At 72.4% G+C, this 17,274-nt stretch carries 16 protein-coding genes; 12 read left to right on the top strand and 4 right to left on the bottom strand.

Going from position 1 to position 17,274, the window contains the following annotated elements; all coding sequences use genetic code 11:
• The 5 genes from sucB to IE212_RS26580 form a co-directional block, all read left to right on the top strand.
• Positions 1–1,060, top strand: a 1,060-nt coding sequence (gene sucB, locus IE212_RS26560; RefSeq protein WP_190200489.1) for a 2-oxoglutarate dehydrogenase, E2 component, dihydrolipoamide succinyltransferase, incomplete at its 5' end; no start/stop codon positions are given.
• A 259-nt stretch (positions 1,061–1,319) separates the two neighbouring features.
• Positions 1,320–1,943: a GntR family transcriptional regulator gene (locus IE212_RS26565; protein WP_190200490.1), complete on the top strand. Its 624-nt coding sequence runs from the start codon at positions 1,320–1,322 to the stop codon at positions 1,941–1,943.
• A 270-nt stretch (positions 1,944–2,213) separates the two neighbouring features.
• Complete coding sequence (gene aceE, locus IE212_RS26570) at positions 2,214–4,916, top strand: pyruvate dehydrogenase (acetyl-transferring), homodimeric type (RefSeq protein WP_190200491.1); 2,703 nt, start codon at positions 2,214–2,216, stop codon at positions 4,914–4,916.
• A 203-nt stretch (positions 4,917–5,119) separates the two neighbouring features.
• Positions 5,120–6,106 carry a helix-turn-helix transcriptional regulator gene (locus IE212_RS26575; RefSeq protein WP_190200492.1) on the top strand — a complete coding sequence of 329 codons (987 nt, stop codon included), beginning with the start codon at positions 5,120–5,122 and terminating at the stop codon, positions 6,104–6,106.
• 56 nt (positions 6,107–6,162) lie between these two features.
• The gene (locus IE212_RS26580; RefSeq protein WP_190200595.1) at positions 6,163–6,681 is read left to right on the top strand and encodes a DUF4240 domain-containing protein; all 519 of its coding nucleotides are present in this window, start codon (positions 6,163–6,165) and stop codon (positions 6,679–6,681) included.
• Here the strand turns inward: IE212_RS26580 and IE212_RS26585 are convergent.
• The gene (locus IE212_RS26585; protein WP_190200493.1) at positions 6,648–6,845 is read right to left on the bottom strand and encodes a hypothetical protein; all 198 of its coding nucleotides are present in this window, start codon (positions 6,843–6,845) and stop codon (positions 6,648–6,650) included. The genes IE212_RS26580 and IE212_RS26585 overlap by 34 nt on opposite strands.
• The gene (locus IE212_RS26590; RefSeq protein ID WP_229864591.1) at positions 6,842–7,762 is read right to left on the bottom strand and encodes a peptidoglycan recognition protein family protein; all 921 of its coding nucleotides are present in this window, start codon (positions 7,760–7,762) and stop codon (positions 6,842–6,844) included. Before IE212_RS26590 ends, IE212_RS26585 begins: the two co-directional genes overlap by 4 nt.
• Positions 7,763–8,013: 251 nt before the next feature.
• Here IE212_RS26590 and IE212_RS26595 point away from each other — a divergent pair, with 251 nt between their 5' ends.
• Positions 8,014–9,198: a MarP family serine protease gene (locus tag IE212_RS26595; protein ID WP_190200494.1), complete on the top strand. Its 1,185-nt coding sequence runs from the start codon at positions 8,014–8,016 to the stop codon at positions 9,196–9,198.
• A 7-nt stretch (positions 9,199–9,205) separates the two neighbouring features.
• Here the strand turns inward: IE212_RS26595 and IE212_RS26600 are convergent, their stop codons facing one another.
• Entirely contained in the window at positions 9,206–9,703 is a 498-nt protein-coding gene (locus tag IE212_RS26600) for a GNAT family N-acetyltransferase (RefSeq protein ID WP_190200495.1), read from the bottom strand.
• 70 nt (positions 9,704–9,773) lie between these two features.
• Between IE212_RS26600 and IE212_RS26605 the strand changes: the two genes are divergently transcribed.
• Complete coding sequence (locus tag IE212_RS26605; RefSeq protein ID WP_190200496.1) at positions 9,774–10,670, top strand: TIGR01777 family oxidoreductase; 897 nt, start codon at positions 9,774–9,776, stop codon at positions 10,668–10,670.
• A 258-nt stretch (positions 10,671–10,928) separates the two neighbouring features.
• Positions 10,929–12,335, top strand: a complete 1,407-nt coding sequence (locus IE212_RS26610) for an NAD(P)/FAD-dependent oxidoreductase (RefSeq protein WP_190200497.1) — start codon at positions 10,929–10,931, stop codon at positions 12,333–12,335.
• A gap of 93 nt (positions 12,336–12,428) precedes the next feature.
• Here the strand turns inward: IE212_RS26610 and IE212_RS26615 are convergent, their stop codons facing one another.
• Positions 12,429–13,901 (bottom strand): NsdA family TPR-like regulatory protein, encoded by a 1,473-nt coding sequence (locus IE212_RS26615; RefSeq protein ID WP_190200498.1) that lies wholly within the window; start codon positions 13,899–13,901, stop codon positions 12,429–12,431.
• A gap of 237 nt (positions 13,902–14,138) precedes the next feature.
• Between IE212_RS26615 and lipB the strand changes: the two genes are divergently transcribed.
• From lipB to IE212_RS26635, 4 genes are all read left to right on the top strand, one after another.
• Positions 14,139–14,939: a lipoyl(octanoyl) transferase LipB gene (gene lipB / locus IE212_RS26620; RefSeq protein WP_190200499.1), complete on the top strand. Its 801-nt coding sequence runs from the start codon at positions 14,139–14,141 to the stop codon at positions 14,937–14,939.
• A 94-nt stretch (positions 14,940–15,033) separates the two neighbouring features.
• Positions 15,034–15,999 carry a lipoyl synthase gene (gene lipA / locus IE212_RS26625; protein ID WP_190200500.1) on the top strand — a complete coding sequence of 322 codons (966 nt, stop codon included), beginning with the start codon at positions 15,034–15,036 and terminating at the stop codon, positions 15,997–15,999.
• A gap of 260 nt (positions 16,000–16,259) precedes the next feature.
• On the top strand, positions 16,260–16,466 hold the full coding sequence (locus IE212_RS26630) for an SCO2195 family GlnR-regulated protein (protein WP_190200501.1): 207 nt from the start codon (positions 16,260–16,262) through the stop codon (positions 16,464–16,466).
• Between the two features lie 70 nt (positions 16,467–16,536).
• Positions 16,537–17,238, top strand: coding sequence for a DUF4191 domain-containing protein (locus IE212_RS26635; RefSeq protein ID WP_190200502.1), 702 nt, complete (start codon positions 16,537–16,539; stop codon positions 17,236–17,238).
• Positions 17,239–17,274 lie beyond the last annotated feature (36 nt).

Here is a 17,274-nt window from a genome sequence, read left to right on the forward strand (position 1 = left end):
GGCGCCGCAGGCTCCGTCGGCCCCGGCCCCGCAGCAGCAGGTCACCCCCGCTCCCGAGCCGGCCCCGGCCGCTCCGGTGCCCGCCCCGGCCCCTGCTCCGGCTCCGGCCGCCGCCCAGCCGGCCGACGACGGCGCCTACGTCACCCCGCTGGTGCGCAAGCTCGCCGCCGAGAACGGCGTCGACCTGTCCACCGTCAAGGGCACCGGCGTCGGCGGCCGGATCCGCAAGCAGGACGTCGTCGCCGCCGCCGAGGCCGCGAAGGCCGCCGCCGCTGCCCCGGCTCCGGCCGCCGCCGCTCCGGCTGCCGCCAAGAAGGCCCCGGCGCTGGAGGTCTCCCCGCTGCGCGGCCAGACCATCAAGATGCCGCGGATCCGCAAGGTCATCGGCGACAACATGGTCAAGGCCCTGCACGAGCAGGCCCAGCTGTCCTCGGTCGTCGAGGTCGACGTCACCCGCCTGATGAAGCTGCGCGGCCGGGCCAAGGACGCGTTCGCGGCCCGTGAGGGCGTCAAGCTCTCGCCGATGCCGTTCTTCGTCAAGGCCGCGGCCCAGGCGCTGAAGGCCCACCCGGCCATCAACGCCAAGATCAACGAGGCCGAGGGGACCATCACCTACTTCGACACCGAGAACGTCGGTATCGCGGTGGACTCCGAGAAGGGCCTGATGACCCCGGTCATCAAGAACGCCGGTGACCTCAACCTGGCTGGCATCGCCAAGGCCACGGCGGAGCTCGCGGGCAAGGTCCGCGCCAACAAGATCACCCCGGACGAGCTGTCCGGCGCGACCTTCACCATCTCCAACACCGGTTCGCGTGGCGCGCTCTTCGACACGATCATCGTGCCGCCGGGCCAGGTCGCGATCCTCGGCATCGGTGCCACGGTCAAGCGCCCCGCCGTCATCGAGACGGAGGAGGGCACGGTCATCGGCGTCCGCGACATGACGTACCTGACCCTGTCCTACGACCACCGCCTGGTGGACGGCGCCGACGCCGCCCGCTACCTGACGGCGGTCAAGGCCATCCTGGAGGCCGGTGAGTTCGAGGTCGAGCTCGGCCTCTGACCTCCATCGCCGGTACGGCTTCACGGTGCCCCCGCTCGGATCATCTCCGAGCGGGGGCACTGTGCTTGGGGCGCGGGGCTGTATCGATGTGCGGCTCCGCCGCGTGAGCGCGAACAACCACAGACGACCGTCGGTCGAACGACCGGCCCACGTCCCCGTGTAAGCCTCGTCTCACCTGCGCCAAAGCGCCCCCAGCCGCCCCACCCGCGGAGCGAACCGGCCTTATTGTCTAAACGTCGAACCCCTGTAAGGAGCTCACATGACCGCGCCCGTCATCCACTCGCTCCGCGAGCAGATCCGCGAGCACATCCTGGAGGGGATCATCAGCGGACGCTGGCAGCCGGGCGAGCGGATCGTCGAGCGCCGGATCGCCACCGAGCTGGAGGTCAGCCAGACCCCGGTCCGCGAGGCCCTGCGCGAGCTGGAGTCCCTGCGCCTGATCGAGTCCGCTCCGAACAAGGGCGTCCGGGTACGCAACCTCACCGCCGCCGACCTGGAGGAGAGCTACCCGGTCCGGGCCGGTCTGGAGGCCATCGCGGCGGAGCTGGCCGCGCAGAGCCTGGCCGCGGACTGCTCCGCCCTGGAGCCCCACGTCACCGCCCTGTACGAGGCCGACCGGGTGAGCGACGGCACCGGCCAGGTCCGCCACACCGTCGCCTTCCACCGGGAACTGGTCCGCGCCGCCGGCAACTCCGTACTGCTGCACACCTGGGAGGGCCTCGGCATCGAGGTGTTCACGGCCCTGTCGATCCGCTGGCTGGGCACCCGGCAGCAGTCGTACGCGGAGGAGCACGAGGAGCTCGTCGCCGCCTTCAAGCGTCAGGACCCGAGGATCGCCGAGCTGGTGAAGGCCCATGTGCTGGGCTGCGCACCCCGGGCGTGACACCCGAGCGCGCCCTCGCTCAAAAGCCTCCGACCTGCGAAAACCGTACGGAAACGCGTCACCGCGTGCCACCGCCGAAGGCACCCCGTGCCTACTTTCTCGTGATCAAGAGGTTTTGCCCCTCAACCCTTTGATCGATCATCGATCAGGGAGTTACAGTCGCCGACGGGCTTGCCACCCAAGCTCTCCGCCCTGTCCTGCCAAAGACCAAGGGCACCCCCGATCCCCCCTTACGTGAGGGAACCCCCTTCGACTGAGGAAGGCGGCGACATGACCGACCCCAACGCCATCCAGCCGAGCGAGCTCGACCAGCTCCCCGACCGGGACCCGGAGGAGACCGCCGAATGGCAGGCCTCCCTGGACGCGGTCACCAAGGCTGCCGGGCCGCACCGTGCCGCGTACCTGATGCGCCGCACGCTGGAGCGCGCCGAGGGCGCCGGCATCGCGCTGCCGAAGCTCCTCGAGACCGACTACGTCAACTCCATCCCCACCGCCGCCGAGCCGGACGTCCCCGGTGACGCGGCGCTGGAGCAGCGGATCACCGCGTGGAACCGCTGGAACGCGGCCGCGATGGTGACCCGGGGCAGCAAGTACGGCGTCGGCGGCCACATCGCCACCTTCGCCTCCGCCGCCTGGCTCTACGAGACCGGCTTCAACCACTTCTTCAGGGGCAAAGAGGCCGACGGTTCCGGCGACCAGCTCTACATCCAGGGCCACGCCTCCCCCGGCATCTACGCCCGCGCGTTCCTCGACGGCCGGCTGAACGAGGAGCAGCTCGACAACTTCCGCCGCGAGGCGGGCGGCAACGGCCTGCCCTCCTACCCGCACCCGCGCCGGCTGCCCTGGCTGTGGGAGTTCCCGACGGTCTCCATGGGTCTCGGCCCCCTGTCGGCCATCTACCAGGCCCGCTTCAACCGCTACCTCACCAACCGCGGCATCAAGGACACCTCCGCCTCGCACGTGTGGGCGTTCCTCGGCGACGGCGAGATGGACGAGCCCGAGTCGACGGCGGCCCTCGCGCTGGCGGCCCGTGAGGAGCTGGACAACCTCACGTTCGTCATCAACTGCAACCTGCAGCGCCTGGACGGCCCGGTCCGCGCCAACTTCAAGATCGTGCAGGAGCTGGAGGCCCAGTTCCGCGGCGCCGGCTGGAACGTCGTCAAGACGCTGTGGGGCACGGCCTGGGACGAGCTGTTCCAGCTCGACACCACCGGCGCGCTGGTACGCCGCCTGCGCCAGGTGCCGGACGCGCAGATCCAGACCTACCAGACGCGCGACGCGGCCTACATCCGCCAGGACTTCTTCGGCGCCGACCCGGCGCTGGTGGAGATGGCGAAGCTGCTGAGCGACGACAAGATCCTCGAGTGCTTCCACCTCTCGCGCGGTGGTCACGAGTCCCGCAAGGTGTTCGCCGCGTACAAGGCGGCCGTCGAGCACAAGGGCGCGCCGACCGTGATCCTGGCCCAGACGGTCAAGGGCCACACCCTGGGCGAGGGCTTCGCGTCGAAGAACGCCAACCACCAGATGAAGAAGCTGACGGTGGACGAGTTCAAGAACATGCGCGACCTGCTGGAGCTGCCGATCTCCGACAGCCAGTTCGTCGACGGCGTGGTCCCCTACGGCCACCCCGGCGCCGACTCCCCCGAGGTCCGCTACCTCCAGGAGCGGCGTGCCGCCCTCGGCGGTCCGGCCCCGGCCCGCCGCGTGCACCCGGTCGCGCCGCTGCCCGCCCCGGCCGAGAAGGCGTTCGCCTCCTTCGACAAGGGCTCCGGCTCGCAGAACGTGGCGACGACGATGGCGTTCGTCCGTCTGGTCAAGGACCTGGTCCGTGACAAGGAGACCGGCAGGCGCTGGGTGCCGATCGTCCCGGACGAGGCGCGCACCTTCGGCATGGAGTCGCTGTTCCCGTCGCTCGGCATCTACTCGCCGAAGGGCCAGACCTACGAGCCGGTCGACCGCGACCAGCTGATGTACTACAAGGAGGCCCAGAACGGCCAGATCCTCAACGAGGGGATCACCGAGGCCGGTTCGATGGCCGACTTCATCGCCGCTTCGACGTCGTACGCGACGCACGGCGAGGCGATGATCCCGTTCTACATCTTCTACTCGATGTTCGGCTGGCAGCGCACGGCCGACCAGATGTGGCAGCTCGGCGACCAGCTCGGCCGCGGCTTCCTCGTCGGCGCCACGGCCGGCCGCACCACGCTGACGGGCGAGGGCCTGCAGCACGCCGACGGCCACTCCCCCGTGATCGCGGCCACCAACCCGGCGGCGCTGACGTACGACCCGGCGTTCGCCTACGAGGTCGCGGCCATCGTCAAGGAGGGTCTGCGCCGGATGTACGGCGAGGCGGCCCCGGGCGAGGACCAGAACGTCTTCTACTACCTGACCGTCTACAACGAGCCGCTGCCGCAGCCCGCGAAGCCGTCCGCCGACGGCATCGACGAGGGCATCGTCAAGGGCCTGTACCGCTTCAACACTGCGGAGTCGGCGGGCATCACGCCCCCGGCCGACGCCCCGCGGATCCAGCTGCTCGGCTCCGGTACGGCGATCCACTGGGCGCTCAAGGCGCAAGCGCTGCTCGCCGAGGAGTGGGGCGTGGCGGCCGACGTGTGGTCGGCGACGTCCTGGAGCGAGCTGCGCCGGGACGCCCTGGAGGCGGACGAGGCGCTGCTGCGCGGCGAGGAGCGGGTGCCGTTCGTGCGGCAGGCGCTGCAGGGTGCCGAGGGCCCGGTGCTTGCGGTCTCCGACTACATGCGCCAGGTCCCGGACCAGATCGCGCAGTGGGTCGAGCAGGACTGGTCCTCGCTGGGCGCCGACGGCTTCGGCCTGTCGGACACCCGTGAGGCGGCCCGCCGCCACTTCGGTGTCGACGCCGAGTCGATCGTCGTCGCGGCCCTGGCCCAGCTCGCCAAGCGCGGCGAGGTCAAGGCGACGGCGGTGAAGGAAGCGCGCGAGAAGTACGGTCTGTAAGGTCTGCGGCCCTCATCGGTCCCGGTCGTTCATCGACTGCGGGCCGGTGGGGGCTTGGCGCGCGGTTCCCCGCGCCCCCAAGAATGGACGTGCCCGAGCAGGCCTGTTTCAGGGGCGCGGGGCTGTATCCGATATGCGGCTCCGCCGCGTGGGCGCGACGAGCCCCCCACACACCCGCACCGAACACGCACCATGATGGCCCCATGCGTGCTGCCCGGCTCATCAAGATGGTGCTGCTGCTCCAGTCCCGGCCCTCCATGACGGCCGCCCAACTCGCCCGTGAGCTGGAGGTGTCGGAGCGGACGGTCACGCGGGACGCGCAGGCGCTCATCGAGGCGGGCGTGCCGGTGTACGCGGACCGGGGCCGGGCCGGCGGGTACCGGCTGGTCGGCGGGTACCGGACGCGGCTGACCGGGCTGCACCGCGGCGAGGCGGAGGCGCTGTTCCTGTCCGGGGTGCCCAGGGCGCTGCGCGAGATGGGCCTGGAGGACGCGGCCTCGGCCGCTCGGCTGAAGGTGTCGGCGGCGCTGCTGCCCTCCCTGCGGGACGCGTCGAGGACGGCGGCGCAGCGGTTCCATCTGGACGCGCCGAACTGGTTCCGGGAGCCGCGGACGCCCGAGCTGCTGCCGGCCGTCGCCGACGCGGTGTGGGACGACCGGCGGATCACCGCCCGCTACCGGCGTGGCGAGGACGAGGTCGTCCGGGAGCTGGAGCCGTACGGGCTCGTGCTGAAGGCGGGTGTCTGGTACCTGTGCGCACGGGTGACGGGCGCGGCGTCCTTCCGGGTGTACCGGATCGACCGGTTCACGGCGGTGGAGGCGGGGGCGGAGCGCTTCGAGCGGGAGCCGGACTTCGACCTGCCCGCCTTCTGGGAGGAGCGGGCGGAGCAGTTCGCGCGGTCGATCCTGCGGGCGCGGGTCGTGGTGCGGCTGTCCCCGGACGGTGTGCGCCGGCTGCCGTACGTCCTCGATTCGCTGTCCGCCCGGGAGGCCCTGGCTCAGGCCGGGGCCCCGGACGGCGACGGATGGGTGACGGTGGAGCTCGCGGTGGAGTCCGAGGAGGTCGCGCACACGCAGCTGACGGGACTTGGCCCGGAGGTGGAGGTGCTGGCGCCGCGGAGCCTGCGCGAGCGGTTCGCCGGGGACGCTCTGCGGCTGGCCGGGCTGTACCGGCCCGATGACCCCGCATAACGATCACGCGCACTCCGGGTGCGCCCCCGTGCGGCAGGGCCGATGCTTGACCCGTGATGGACGAGACGGAGTTCTGGGAGCTGGTGGACGACGCCCGGGAGGCCGCCGAGGGCGACCCGGAGGAGCAGGCCGACCTGCTCGTGGAGCGGCTCGCCCAGCTGGACCCGGACTCGGTCCTGGACTTCGCCCGGCACTTCGAGTCCCGCTACAACCGGGCGTACCGCTGGGACCTGTGGGGCGCCGCGTGGGTGCTGCTCGACGGGGCGAGCGACGACGCCTTCGACTTCTTCCGGTGCTGGCTGATCGGCCAGGGCCGCGAGGTCTTCGAGGGCGCCCTGCACGACCCGGACTCGCTCGCCGAGCTGCTGGACGACTTCGACGAGGAGATCGACGGCGACGGTGAGGAACTCGGCTACGCGGCGGACGAGGCCTACGAGCAGCTCACCGGCGTGGTCGCCCCCGACCTGGAGATCCCGCCGGCGCCCGCGGAACCGGAGGGCACGCCGCTCGACTTCGAGAACGAGCGGCGGCTCGCCGAGCGCTATCCCCGGCTGTGGGAGCGCTTCAGGGGTTGATCAGCGCGGTGCGGCGGGGCCGCGTTGGCCTGGTCCAGGGCGGACGCGGTGGCCGCCGCCGGGCCCAGGACGACGGTCAGGGCTGCGCGGAGCACCGCCCAGGGGCCCCTGGCCGCGTCGTGCCGGGTGCGCGCCGTCGTGTGCTTCGTGCCGTCGTTGTTCATGGTCCCCGCTCCCGGTCGGCCGGCTGTGGGGACGACCGTAGGGGGCCCGGATCTGAGGAGACCGGGCGTCGGCTGTGGCCTTCGTGTGCACCGGGCGGCCGGCCCTGCAGGCGGGCCGCGAGCCGCCTGATCTCCGGCAGGCGGGAGTGCAGGGCGGCGCCCGGGCAGCTGGTCATGTAGCCGTCGTTGTGGCCCGCGAGGGCGGGCAGCTCGGCGGTGGTGCCGGCCGCGTACCGGCTGAGGCCGTTGCTGGAGACCAGGCGGACGCTCGCCCGCGGGTCGGTGCCGGTCAGGCCCAGCTTCCAGGCGGACAGCGCGGCGATCGCGTGGATCATCGGCCGCGGTACGGGCATGCCGGCGGTGAAGGTGCCGAGGGCGGCGATGCCTGTCGTGCGGTGGTTGAAGCCCTGGGTGTGGGCGCCGGTGACGGCCCGCTCGATGCCGCCGGCGCGGCCCTCGTAGACGGTGCCGCAGCGGTCGACGACGAAGTTGTAGCCGATGTCGTCCCAGTCGCGGATGCCGGTCTGGCCGGTGTACAGGTCGCGGATGATGCGGGGCGCGTCGGCGCAGTCGTAGCCGTTGGGCGAGTCGGTGTGGTGGACGAAGACGGCGGCGACGCGGTCGTCGTAGTGCGGGCGGGGCTGCCGGCGGGCGGCGTCGCCCAGCCACTGCGACCGGGGCACGATGGGCGGGCGCGGGGCGGTGAAGGGCGTGGCGGTGGGACGGGCCGTGGCCGGGCGGGCGCCGGTCTCGGCGGCGTCCTCGACGCCGTAGGCGCACAGCACCAGCGCGGCGACGGCCGCCAGGCCCGGCAGGCAGCCGAGCAGCACCCGGGCGGCGCGCGGCAGTCCGGCTGTGCCGGGTGTCCGGGCGTCGCGGTGCCCGCGCGCACCCCGCCGTCCACCGAAGACACGCATGGTCCCACTGTCGGCCCGGTCCGGTCCGTCCGCGATGTGTGATGTGCCACCCGGTGGAACCATCGTCACGGTCCGCGACGTTTTGGAAATGCACGGGTCGTGGCCGATTCCGATCACCCACGTGCGTGTGACTGATCACCGGGCTCTCCCCCCGCGTACTAGGGGGCGTCCGCGAAGTCGCGTCGTCCGCCCGCGGGGCAGGCGGGACTTCGTGGACACCCCTAGGGGGGTCCGACAGAAAGAAGGCGTGCGTGGACCTGCTCGACATCCTGCTGCTGCTGGTCGTCCTGGCCTACGCGGCCTCCGGCTACCGGCGCGGGCTGGTGGCCGGCTGTGTGTCGCTGGCGGGCTTCGTCGGCGGTGCGGTCGTCGGCGTGTGGGTTCTGCCGTGGGTGATGGGGCTGGTACAGCCGGGGACGACGCGGGCCACGGTGGCGGCGGTGTTCACCGTGCTGCTCCCGGCGGTGGTGGGGCACGAGCTGGCGGGCCGTCTGGCGCTGCGGCTGCGGCGGGAGCTGGCCGGGGGCCCGCTCAGGGTGGCGGACGGGATCGGTGGGGCCGTGGCCAACGCGGTCGCCGTGCTGATCGTGGCGTGGGTGGCCGCGAGCGTGCTGGGCGCCTCCTCGTCGCCGCTGGTCACGTCGGCGATCCGGGACTCGCGGCTGCTGGGCGCGGTGCAGCGGACCATGCCGGACACCACTCCGGCCTGGTTCTCGGAGGCCACGTCCGCGCTGACCGAGGCGGGCTTCCCGCAGGTCTTCAACCCGTTCGAGAACGAGTCGGTGGCCGAGGTCGCCGAGCCCTCCGGCGACAGCGTGACGGCGGCCGCCACCAGCGCCGCCAAGCTGAGCACCGTGAAGGTCGAGGGCGTGGCGGGCACCCAGGGCCGCGAGGGCAGCGGTTTCGTGTACGCGCGCGAGCACGTGATGACCAACGCGCACGTGGTGGCCGGCATCGACGAGCCGACCGTGCAGATCGGCGGGGTGGGGCGGACGTACGAGGCCCGGGTGGTGCTCTTCGACCCGCGGAAGGACGTGGCCGTGCTGTACGTGCCGGGCCTCAGGGCGCCCGTGCTGCGGTTCGACGACGACGCCGAGCGCGGCGACTCGGCGGTCGTCGCGGGCTATCCGCAGGACGGCGACCTGAACCTCCAGGCGGCGACGGTGGCGAACCGGGTCCGTGCGACGGGCCAGGACATCTACAACGACGGCATCGTCACCCGGGAGATCTACTCGATCCGCTCCACGGTCCGCCCCGGCAACTCCGGCGGCCCGCTGCTGACGACGGACGGCCGCGTGTTCGGCATGGTCTTCGCCCGCTCCACCTCGGACGCCGAGACCGGCTACGTCCTGACGGTCGCCGAGGTCGGCGCCGACGCCAGGCGCGCGGCGGGCGCGACGGCACCGGTGGACACCGGGACCCTCGCCCCGTCGTGACGTCCGGTCAGGCGGCCGTCAGGGAGCACCCCATGAACACGTCGTCGACGTACGCGCCGTCGAGGAGGAACTCCTGCGGCAGTACCCCCTCCACCACGAACCCCTCGGACGCGTAGAGGCGCCGGGCGGGCGTGTTGTGGGCGAGCACGCGCAGGGTGACGCGCCGCGCCCCCAGGCGCCGCGCCTCCTCCCGCGCCGCCCGCAGCAGGGCCCGCCCCACTCCGAGGCGGCGTGCTTCCTCGGCCACCGCCAGTCCCCGGATCATCCGGACGTGGGCATTGCAGGCGAGCGGCGTCGCGGTTCCGAGACGGACGTAGCCGCGGACGACTCCGTCGAGTTCGGCGACGAGGCACTCCCGCGCCGGGTCCCGCTCGGTGAAGAACGGACCGTACGGCGGCTCGGGGCGGGGCTGCACGGCGTGCAGCGGCGACCAGGTGGCGCGGTCGAGGCGTCCCAGGGGTTCCTCGTCGTCGGGCCGTGCGTGTCGTATGTGCGGAGGCGGCATGGCGGTCAATGTATGGCGCGGTGGCGTCTCCCGACGGGGCTTTTACCCCGCCGACCGGCAAGATTGAGTCATGCGACGCATCGCGGTGACCGGCGCCTCCGGTCTCATCGGCAGCGCCCTGGTGCGGTCCCTGACCGCGGACGGGCACCAGGTGGTGCGCCTCGTGCGCCATGTGCCCAGGGCGGCGGACGAGGTCCGGTGGGACCCCGAGGGCGGACGTGTGGACGCGGCCGGGCTCGCCGGGTGCCACGCGGTGGTCAACCTGGCGGGCGCCGGTGTCGGCAGCCGCCGCTGGACCGAGGCCTACAAGCGGCGGCTCCGCGACAGCAGGGTGAACGGCACGGCGGCGCTCGCCCGTGCGGTCGCCTCGCTGGACGAGGGGGACCGGCCGGGGGTCTTCGTGAACGGCAGCGCCATCGGCTACTACGGCGAGACCGGGGACCGTGTCGTCGACGAGAGCGCACCGGCGGGCGAGGGCTTCCTGCCTTCTCTGTGCGTCGAGTGGGAGCGCGCCACGGCTCCGGCCCGCAAGGCCGGTGTCCGCACGGTGTTCACCCGCACCGGGCTGGTCGTGTCCCGCGAGGGCGGGGCGTGGGGGCGGCTGTTCCCGCTGTTCCAGGCGGGGCTCGGAGGACGGATGGGCGACGGGCGGCAGTACTGGTCGTTCGTCGCGCTGCACGACGAGGTCGCCGCGATCCGGCACCTCATCGACACCGACGGCCTGTCCGGGCCGTTCAACGTCACCGCGCCGAACCCCGTGCCGAACCGTGAGATCACGGCGGCCATGGGGCGTGTGCTGCACCGCCCGACGCCGTTCGCCGTGCCGGCGCCCGTGCTGCGGACCGTGCTCGGCGAGATGTCCGGGGATGTGCTCGGCAGCGCCCGGGTGGTGCCGACGCGGCTGCTGGAGTCGGGATTCCGGTTCGCCTTCCCGGAGATCGAAGGGGCGATCCGGGCGGCGCTGTGAGGGCTCGCCGCTGACCAGCGGCGGTCCCGCACACCACGACCGGCGGTTCTGAGACAGCCCTCCGAACCGCCCAACAGCCCCCTGCGACCACTTCATGCCCACAAGACGTTCTCATGCGACCGCTGTGCGACCGTGCCCTGTCCATGCGCGACTCCCCCTGACCGATCACGGCCCTACCCTCGACCAGAACTCGCGTATCCCCGCGGCCTGTTGAGGGCATGACGTCTCCAGCGCCCGCGCAACCTCGAGGAGGGGCACGTGCTTGAGCCCACGTACCAGGCGGACGTGGTCGTCGTGGGGGCCGGGGTCGCCGGACTCTCGGCCGCGCACCGGCTGACCGGCGCAGGAGTGACGACCATGGTCCTGGAGGCCGCCCACGGCGTCGGCGGCCGCATGGCGACGGAGAAGGTCGACGGCTTCCGGCTCGACAGGGTCGGCCAGTTGCTGTCCACGGCGTACCCCGAACTACGGCTGACACCCGGCCTGGGCGGGCTGGTACTGCGCCCCTTCGCTCCCGGTGTCCTGCTGCACGGCGACGGACGCCACCATCGCGCGGGCGTCCAGACCGGCGCAGGGGGCGCACGGGGTGCTCTGCACGCGGTGCGAGCCCTGGCGAGCGCCCCGCGACCGCCGTCGGCGTCCCGCCCGCCCAGGAGGCCGGTGGCCGTGCCCGGCCGGCAGGTCTCGGCGCCCCGGAGCCGGCCCGGAGCGCCGCTGGGCACGGCCGTCGATCAGGCCCGGCTGGGGGCCGCGCTGTCCCGCCTGGCCGGCACTCCGGCCGAACGGCTGCTGGCCCGGCCGGAGTTGCCCGCGGGCGAGGCCCTCGCGGCCCGCGGGCTGCCCTCCCGGACCATCGACGGCTTCCTGCGCCCGCTGCTGGCGGCCCTGCTGTGCGACCCGGGCCTGACGACGTCGAGCCGGTGCGCCGACCTCGCGCTGCGCGCCTTCGCGAGCGGCCGGCTGTGCGTGCCGGAGGGCGGGGCCAAGGCCCTGCCGGAACTGCTGGCGAGCACGTTGCCGGAGGGCACGGTGCGCACCGGGGTGCGCGTGACGTCCGTGTCGACCACCTCGGTGACCACGGCCGAGCACGGTGAGATCCGCTGCCGGGCGGTGCTGGTGGCCACGGACGCGCGGGCCGCGGCCGAGTTGCTGCCCGGGTTGCGGGTGCCGGAGTTCCACCCCGTGACGGTGCTGCATCACACGGCGGACGAGCCTCCGGGGACGGGAGCGTCCCTGTTGCTCGACGCGGACCTGGGCGGGCCGGTCGCCCATACGGCGGTGGTCAGCCGTGTCGATCCGACTCGTGCCCCGGCGGGGCGGGTGCTGGTGTCGTCGACGGTTCTGGGGCGGCCGCCGGGCGATGTGGACACGGCGGTGCGGATGCACCTGGCGCGGCTGTACGGGGTGTCGACGGCCCGGTGGGAGACGTTGGCCGTGTACCGGACGCGGGAGGCCGTGCCGGTGATGCGGCCGCCGCATGATCTGCGGCGGCCGGTGCGGTTGCTCGCGGGGCTGTACGTGTGTGGGGATCACCGGGACACCAGCACTGTCCAGGGTGCGCTGCATTCTGGACACCGGGCGTCCGCGGCGATACTGGCGGACTTGGGGGCGGGGCGGTCGATGCATGCCGCGGACCCTGTGCCGAGTGCTCAGCGGGCTGCATAGGCGGTTTGCCGGGTGCGGGCGGGTGGGGGTTGATCGCGCCCCGCGGCGAAGCCGCACATCGGCACAGCCCCGCGCCCCTTACAAGAAGGCCCCTTACCCCAGGGCCGACACCTTGTCGCGGTAAGTCCGCACCGGGGCCGCGTCCTTGTACGGCTCCAGGCGGCGTTCGAAGTCCCTGACGTACTCCACCGCCCGCACCGAACGCATCTCCGCTGCCTGGCCCGCCGCCTCCGCGGCCAGCTGGCAGGCCTGGTCGAGTTCGCCGAGACCGAGGCGGGCCGTGGCGAGGACCACGCGGCAGAAGAGGCGGCTGCGGGCGTAGGACGGGGCGCGGAGCTGGAGTGAGCGCTCCGCGTGCTGGGCGGCGGCGCGGAACTGCTGCAGGTCGCGGTGGCAGTGGCCGAACTCGTCGGCGAGCTGCGCCTCGTCGAAGGACCTGGCCCAGTACGGGACCTCGTCCCCGGGCCGGGCCGTCTCCAGGGCGCGCTCGGCGCGGACCAGGGCCGCCGTGCAGGCCCGGACCTCGCCGAGCACGCCGTGGCCGCGTGCCTCGGAGGCGTGCAGCAGCGCCTGGACGACGGGCGGGCCGGAGGTACCGGCGCCCTGCTGCGCCACGCGGGCGAGCTGGACGGCCTCCCGCCCGTGCCCGAGGTAGACGGCCTGCCGGCTCATGGTGACCAGCACGTACGCCCCGTACGCCCGGTCACCGGCCGCCTGGGCGAGGCGGAGCGCCTGCACGAAGTAGCGCTGGGCGAGTCCGTGCGCGGCGATGTCGTACGACGTCCAGCCCGCGAGCCGGGTGAGGTCGGCGGCGGCGGCGAAGAGGCGGCGGCCGGTCTGCTCGCCGTAGGTGCCGCGCAGCATCGGCTCGCACTCGTGCTCCAGGTAACGCACCAGGGCCTGGCGGGCGTGGCCGCCGCCGTAGGCGTCGTCGAGGGTGCGGAACAGCTCGCCGACCGAGCGCAGGGCGGCGATGTCCCCGGCGGTGACCTTCTGGCCGGGTCCGCGTTCGGCCTGGCCGCGCCGACGCGCCAGGGACGGCAGGCCCTGCCCGTCCGGGGGGCGGAGGGCGGAGCGGCCCTGCGCCGGGATCCGGGTGGCGGGCGGCTCGCCCCGGGCGACCTTCTCGTCGGCGCGGCCGATCAGCCAGTCCCGGCTGGGCACGACGAGCCCGGCCGGGGTGAAGGCGATCTTGCGCAGCTCGGCGTGGCTGCCGGAGTCCTTGCGCCACAGGCCGCTGACGATGTCGACGGCCTCCTCGGGAGTGGCGGCGAACTCCAGCCCCGCGTAGACGGGGGCGCAGGCGTCCAGGCCGAGGTCCTGGGCGGTGAGGCGGCGGCCCAGGCGCCGGGTGAAGACCTCGGCGATGAGGGCGGGTGTGGTACCCCGGGGCTGCTGGCCCCGCAGCCACCGGGTGACCGATGTCTTGTCGTATCTGAGGTCGAGCCCGTGTTCGAGACCGAGCTGGTCCACGCGACGGGCGAGTCCCGCGTTGGAGAACCCCGCTTCTGCGATGAGCGCGGCGAGCTGTCGGTTGGGGGTGCGCTGCGCGGGTCGTTCCGTCATCTGCGGTGCGGTCTCCTGCCTTCCGGCCTTGGGGGTGTGCGCGGATTGCCTGTGAGCAGGCCTTATGCCTTGCCGAACGGCGCGAATGTAGCGGAGAGTAAGCACCCCATCACACATTTTCCCGGACATTCATCCGATCGTGTGAGGATTGACCCCGGGACTGACGCGTCCGGGCCGGACGTACAGTGACTTGGGCGCGTTACGTGCCTTACAACCCGTTCGAGGGAGGCGCTTGCCGTGAGTGAGTTGCGGTTCGTCCGCATGGGGTTCGGTGACGAGGCCGTCGAGTACCAGGAGGCGTGGGACGAGCAGCGCCGGGTGCACGCGGCGCGCTTCGCGGACGAGGTCCCCGACACCGTGCTGCTCCTGGAGCACCCGCCGGTCTACACGGCGGGACGGCGCACCGCCGACAACGAGCGGCCCCTCGACGGCACGCCCGTCATCGACGTGGACCGCGGCGGAAAGATCACCTGGCACGGCCCCGGCCAGCTGGTGGGCTACCCGATCCAGAAGCTTCCCCGCCCGGTGGACGTGGTGGCCCACGTACGCCGCCTCGAAGAGGCCCTCATCCGCACCTGCGCGGAGTTCGGCCTGGAGACCACCCGCGTCGAGGGACGCAGCGGTGTCTGGGTCCTGGGCGACCCGGTCGAGCGGCGCCCCGCCCTCGGCGGCCTGGCCCTGGACTTCGACCCCCGGCTGCACGACGAGGAGTTCGACCCGCGCATGAACGGCCCGGAGTACGCGCCCTCGAACGCGGGCCAGCGCCGGGAGGACCGCAAGATCGCCGCGATCGGCATCCGCGTGGCCAAGGGCGTCACCATGCACGGCTTCGCGCTCAACGTGAACCCCGACAACAAGTGGTTCGACCGGATCATCCCCTGCGGGATCCGCGACGCGGGTGTCGCCTCCCTCGCCGGCGAGCTCGGCCGGGACGTGACGATCGAAGAGGTCCTTCCGGTGGTGGAGCGCCATCTGCGGGAGGTCCTGGAGAACGCCGAGCCGAAGCCCAGGGAGATCGAGAAGACGTCCGCGGCATAGGTGTGCGGGTGGAGGCGCCGGCACCCACGCAGGCATTCAAATCAACGGGCGTACCCTTGAGGGCGCCGAAGAATCAAACGCTAGGGAGCCGGTCGTGTCCGCAGTCGCACCCGACGGACGCAAGATGCTGCGCCTGGAGGTCCGCAACAGCCAGACCCCCATCGAGCGCAAGCCCGAGTGGATCAAGACCCGGGCGAAAATGGGTCCCGAGTACACGAAGATGCAGAACCTCGTGAAGAGCGAGGGCCTGCACACGGTCTGCCAGGAAGCCGGCTGCCCGAACATCTACGAGTGCTGGGAGGACCGCGAGGCGACCTTCCTCATCGGTGGCGACCAGTGCACCCGGCGCTGCGACTTCTGCCAGATCGACACCGGCAAGCCCGAGGCGCTCGACCGTGACGAGCCCCGCCGCGTGGGCGAGTCCGTGGTCACGATGGACCTGAACTACGCCACGATCACCGGCGTCGCCCGTGACGACCTGGAGGACGGCGGCGCCTGGCTGTACGCCGAGACCGTGCGCCAGATCCACCAGCAGACCGCCGGGCGCGAGGACGGCCGGACCAAGGTCGAGCTGCTGGCCCCCGACTTCAACGCCGTTCCCGAGCAGCTGGCGGAGGTCTTCTCCTCCCGCCCCGAGGTCTTCGCGCACAACGTCGAGACGGTCCCCCGGATCTTCAAGCGGATCCGCCCCGGCTTCCGCTACGAGCGTTCCCTGAAGGTGATCACCGAGGCGCGTGACTACGGCCTGGTCACCAAGTCGAACCTGATTCTCGGCATGGGTGAGACCCGTGAGGAGGTCAGCGAGGCGCTCAAGCAGCTGCACGACGCCGGCTGCGAGCTCGTGACCATCACGCAGTACCTGCGCCCGAGCGTCCGCCACCACCCCGTGGAGCGCTGGGTCAAGCCGCAGGAGTTCGTGGAGTTGCAGGAGGAGGCCGAGCAGATCGGTTTCTCCGGCGTGATGTCCGGCCCGCTGGTGCGCTCCTCGTACCGCGCCGGGCGGCTGTACCGGATGGCCATGGAGAAGCGGGACGCGCGCACCGCTACCCGGGCCGTCTGACGAAACGTCACCACCCCTTCTCACCCGGGGCGAGACAAGCGTGTGAATTCGCGCACAAGGCACTACTGGCCGGTAGCGGCCGATATGACGCGGTCCTGACCGTCCTCGCAGATGAGGGCGTGTGTCAGGGCCGCGTCCGCGTTCCTCCGCTCCCCGCCGGGGCTTCATGGACGTTTGACCGGTCGGACACGCCCTGGTAACACCAAACAGTGACGCTGGACTCACAGCACGTACACCCGCACCGAGGGGGGACCTCACTCATGCAGGCCGCGCCCGTTCGCGCCACCGCGATTCCGTCCTTCACGACCGCTCTGCGTGCCGTCGAGTCGCTGCTGATGAGCAGCGGTCAGCGCACCGCCCGCCGCAACGCCTGGACCTCCGTGCTCGAGGACCGCCGTCGCGCCAAGGACCGGGTCGAGGCGCAGCGCGTCCTCGATCAGTCCGTCTCCCTTTCCGCCCGCTCCTGAGCCCGGGCCCTGCGGGGCGCTGCGGACACTGCCGTCGTCGGCGCTTGTGGGGCCACGTAGACTTCGTGGCATGGCGAGGAAGGAACCTGCAGCGGACGCTGCGAACCCCGGGCGACTGAAGCAGATCGCCCTGACCTACAAGATGACCCGCAGGGCCGACAAGAAGATCGGTCTTGTACTCGCGGCAGTCGGAATCGTCACCTTCGGTGTCTTCCTCGCGATCGGCTTCTTGATCGGTCACCCCATCTATCTCGGCATCCTGGGCCTCCTGCTCGCCTTCCTCGCGACGGCGATCGTGTTCGGGCGCCGGGCCGAGCGGGCCGCCTTCGGGCAGATGGAGGGCCAGCCCGGTGCCGCGGCGGCGGTACTCGACAACATCGGCCGGGGGTGGACGACGACCCCCGCGGTGGCGATGAACCGCAACCAGGACGTGGTGCACCGCGCCGTCGGCAAGGCCGGCATCGTGCTGGTCGCCGAGGGCAACCCGAACCGGGTGAAGTCCCTGGTCGCCGCCGAGAAGCGGAAGATGAACCGCATCGTCGCGGACGTCCCGGTGCACGACCTGATCGTGGGCACGGGCGAGGGCCAGGTCGAGCTGAAGAAGCTGCGGACGACCATGCTGAAGCTCCCGCGCGTACTGACCGGCCCGCAGGTCACGGCCACCAACGACCGGCTGCGCGCCCTCGGCGACCTGATGAGCAACATGCCGCTGCCGAAGGGCCCGATGCCGAAGGGCATGCGGCTGCCGAAGGGCGGGCCGAACGGTCGCTGACCGCCCGCACACGACGTGAACGAGACGAGGGGCGCC

Origin of the sequence: Streptomyces djakartensis (assembly GCF_014651075.1) — a bacterium.
GTDB lineage: Bacteria > Actinomycetota > Actinomycetes > Streptomycetales > Streptomycetaceae > Streptomyces > Streptomyces djakartensis.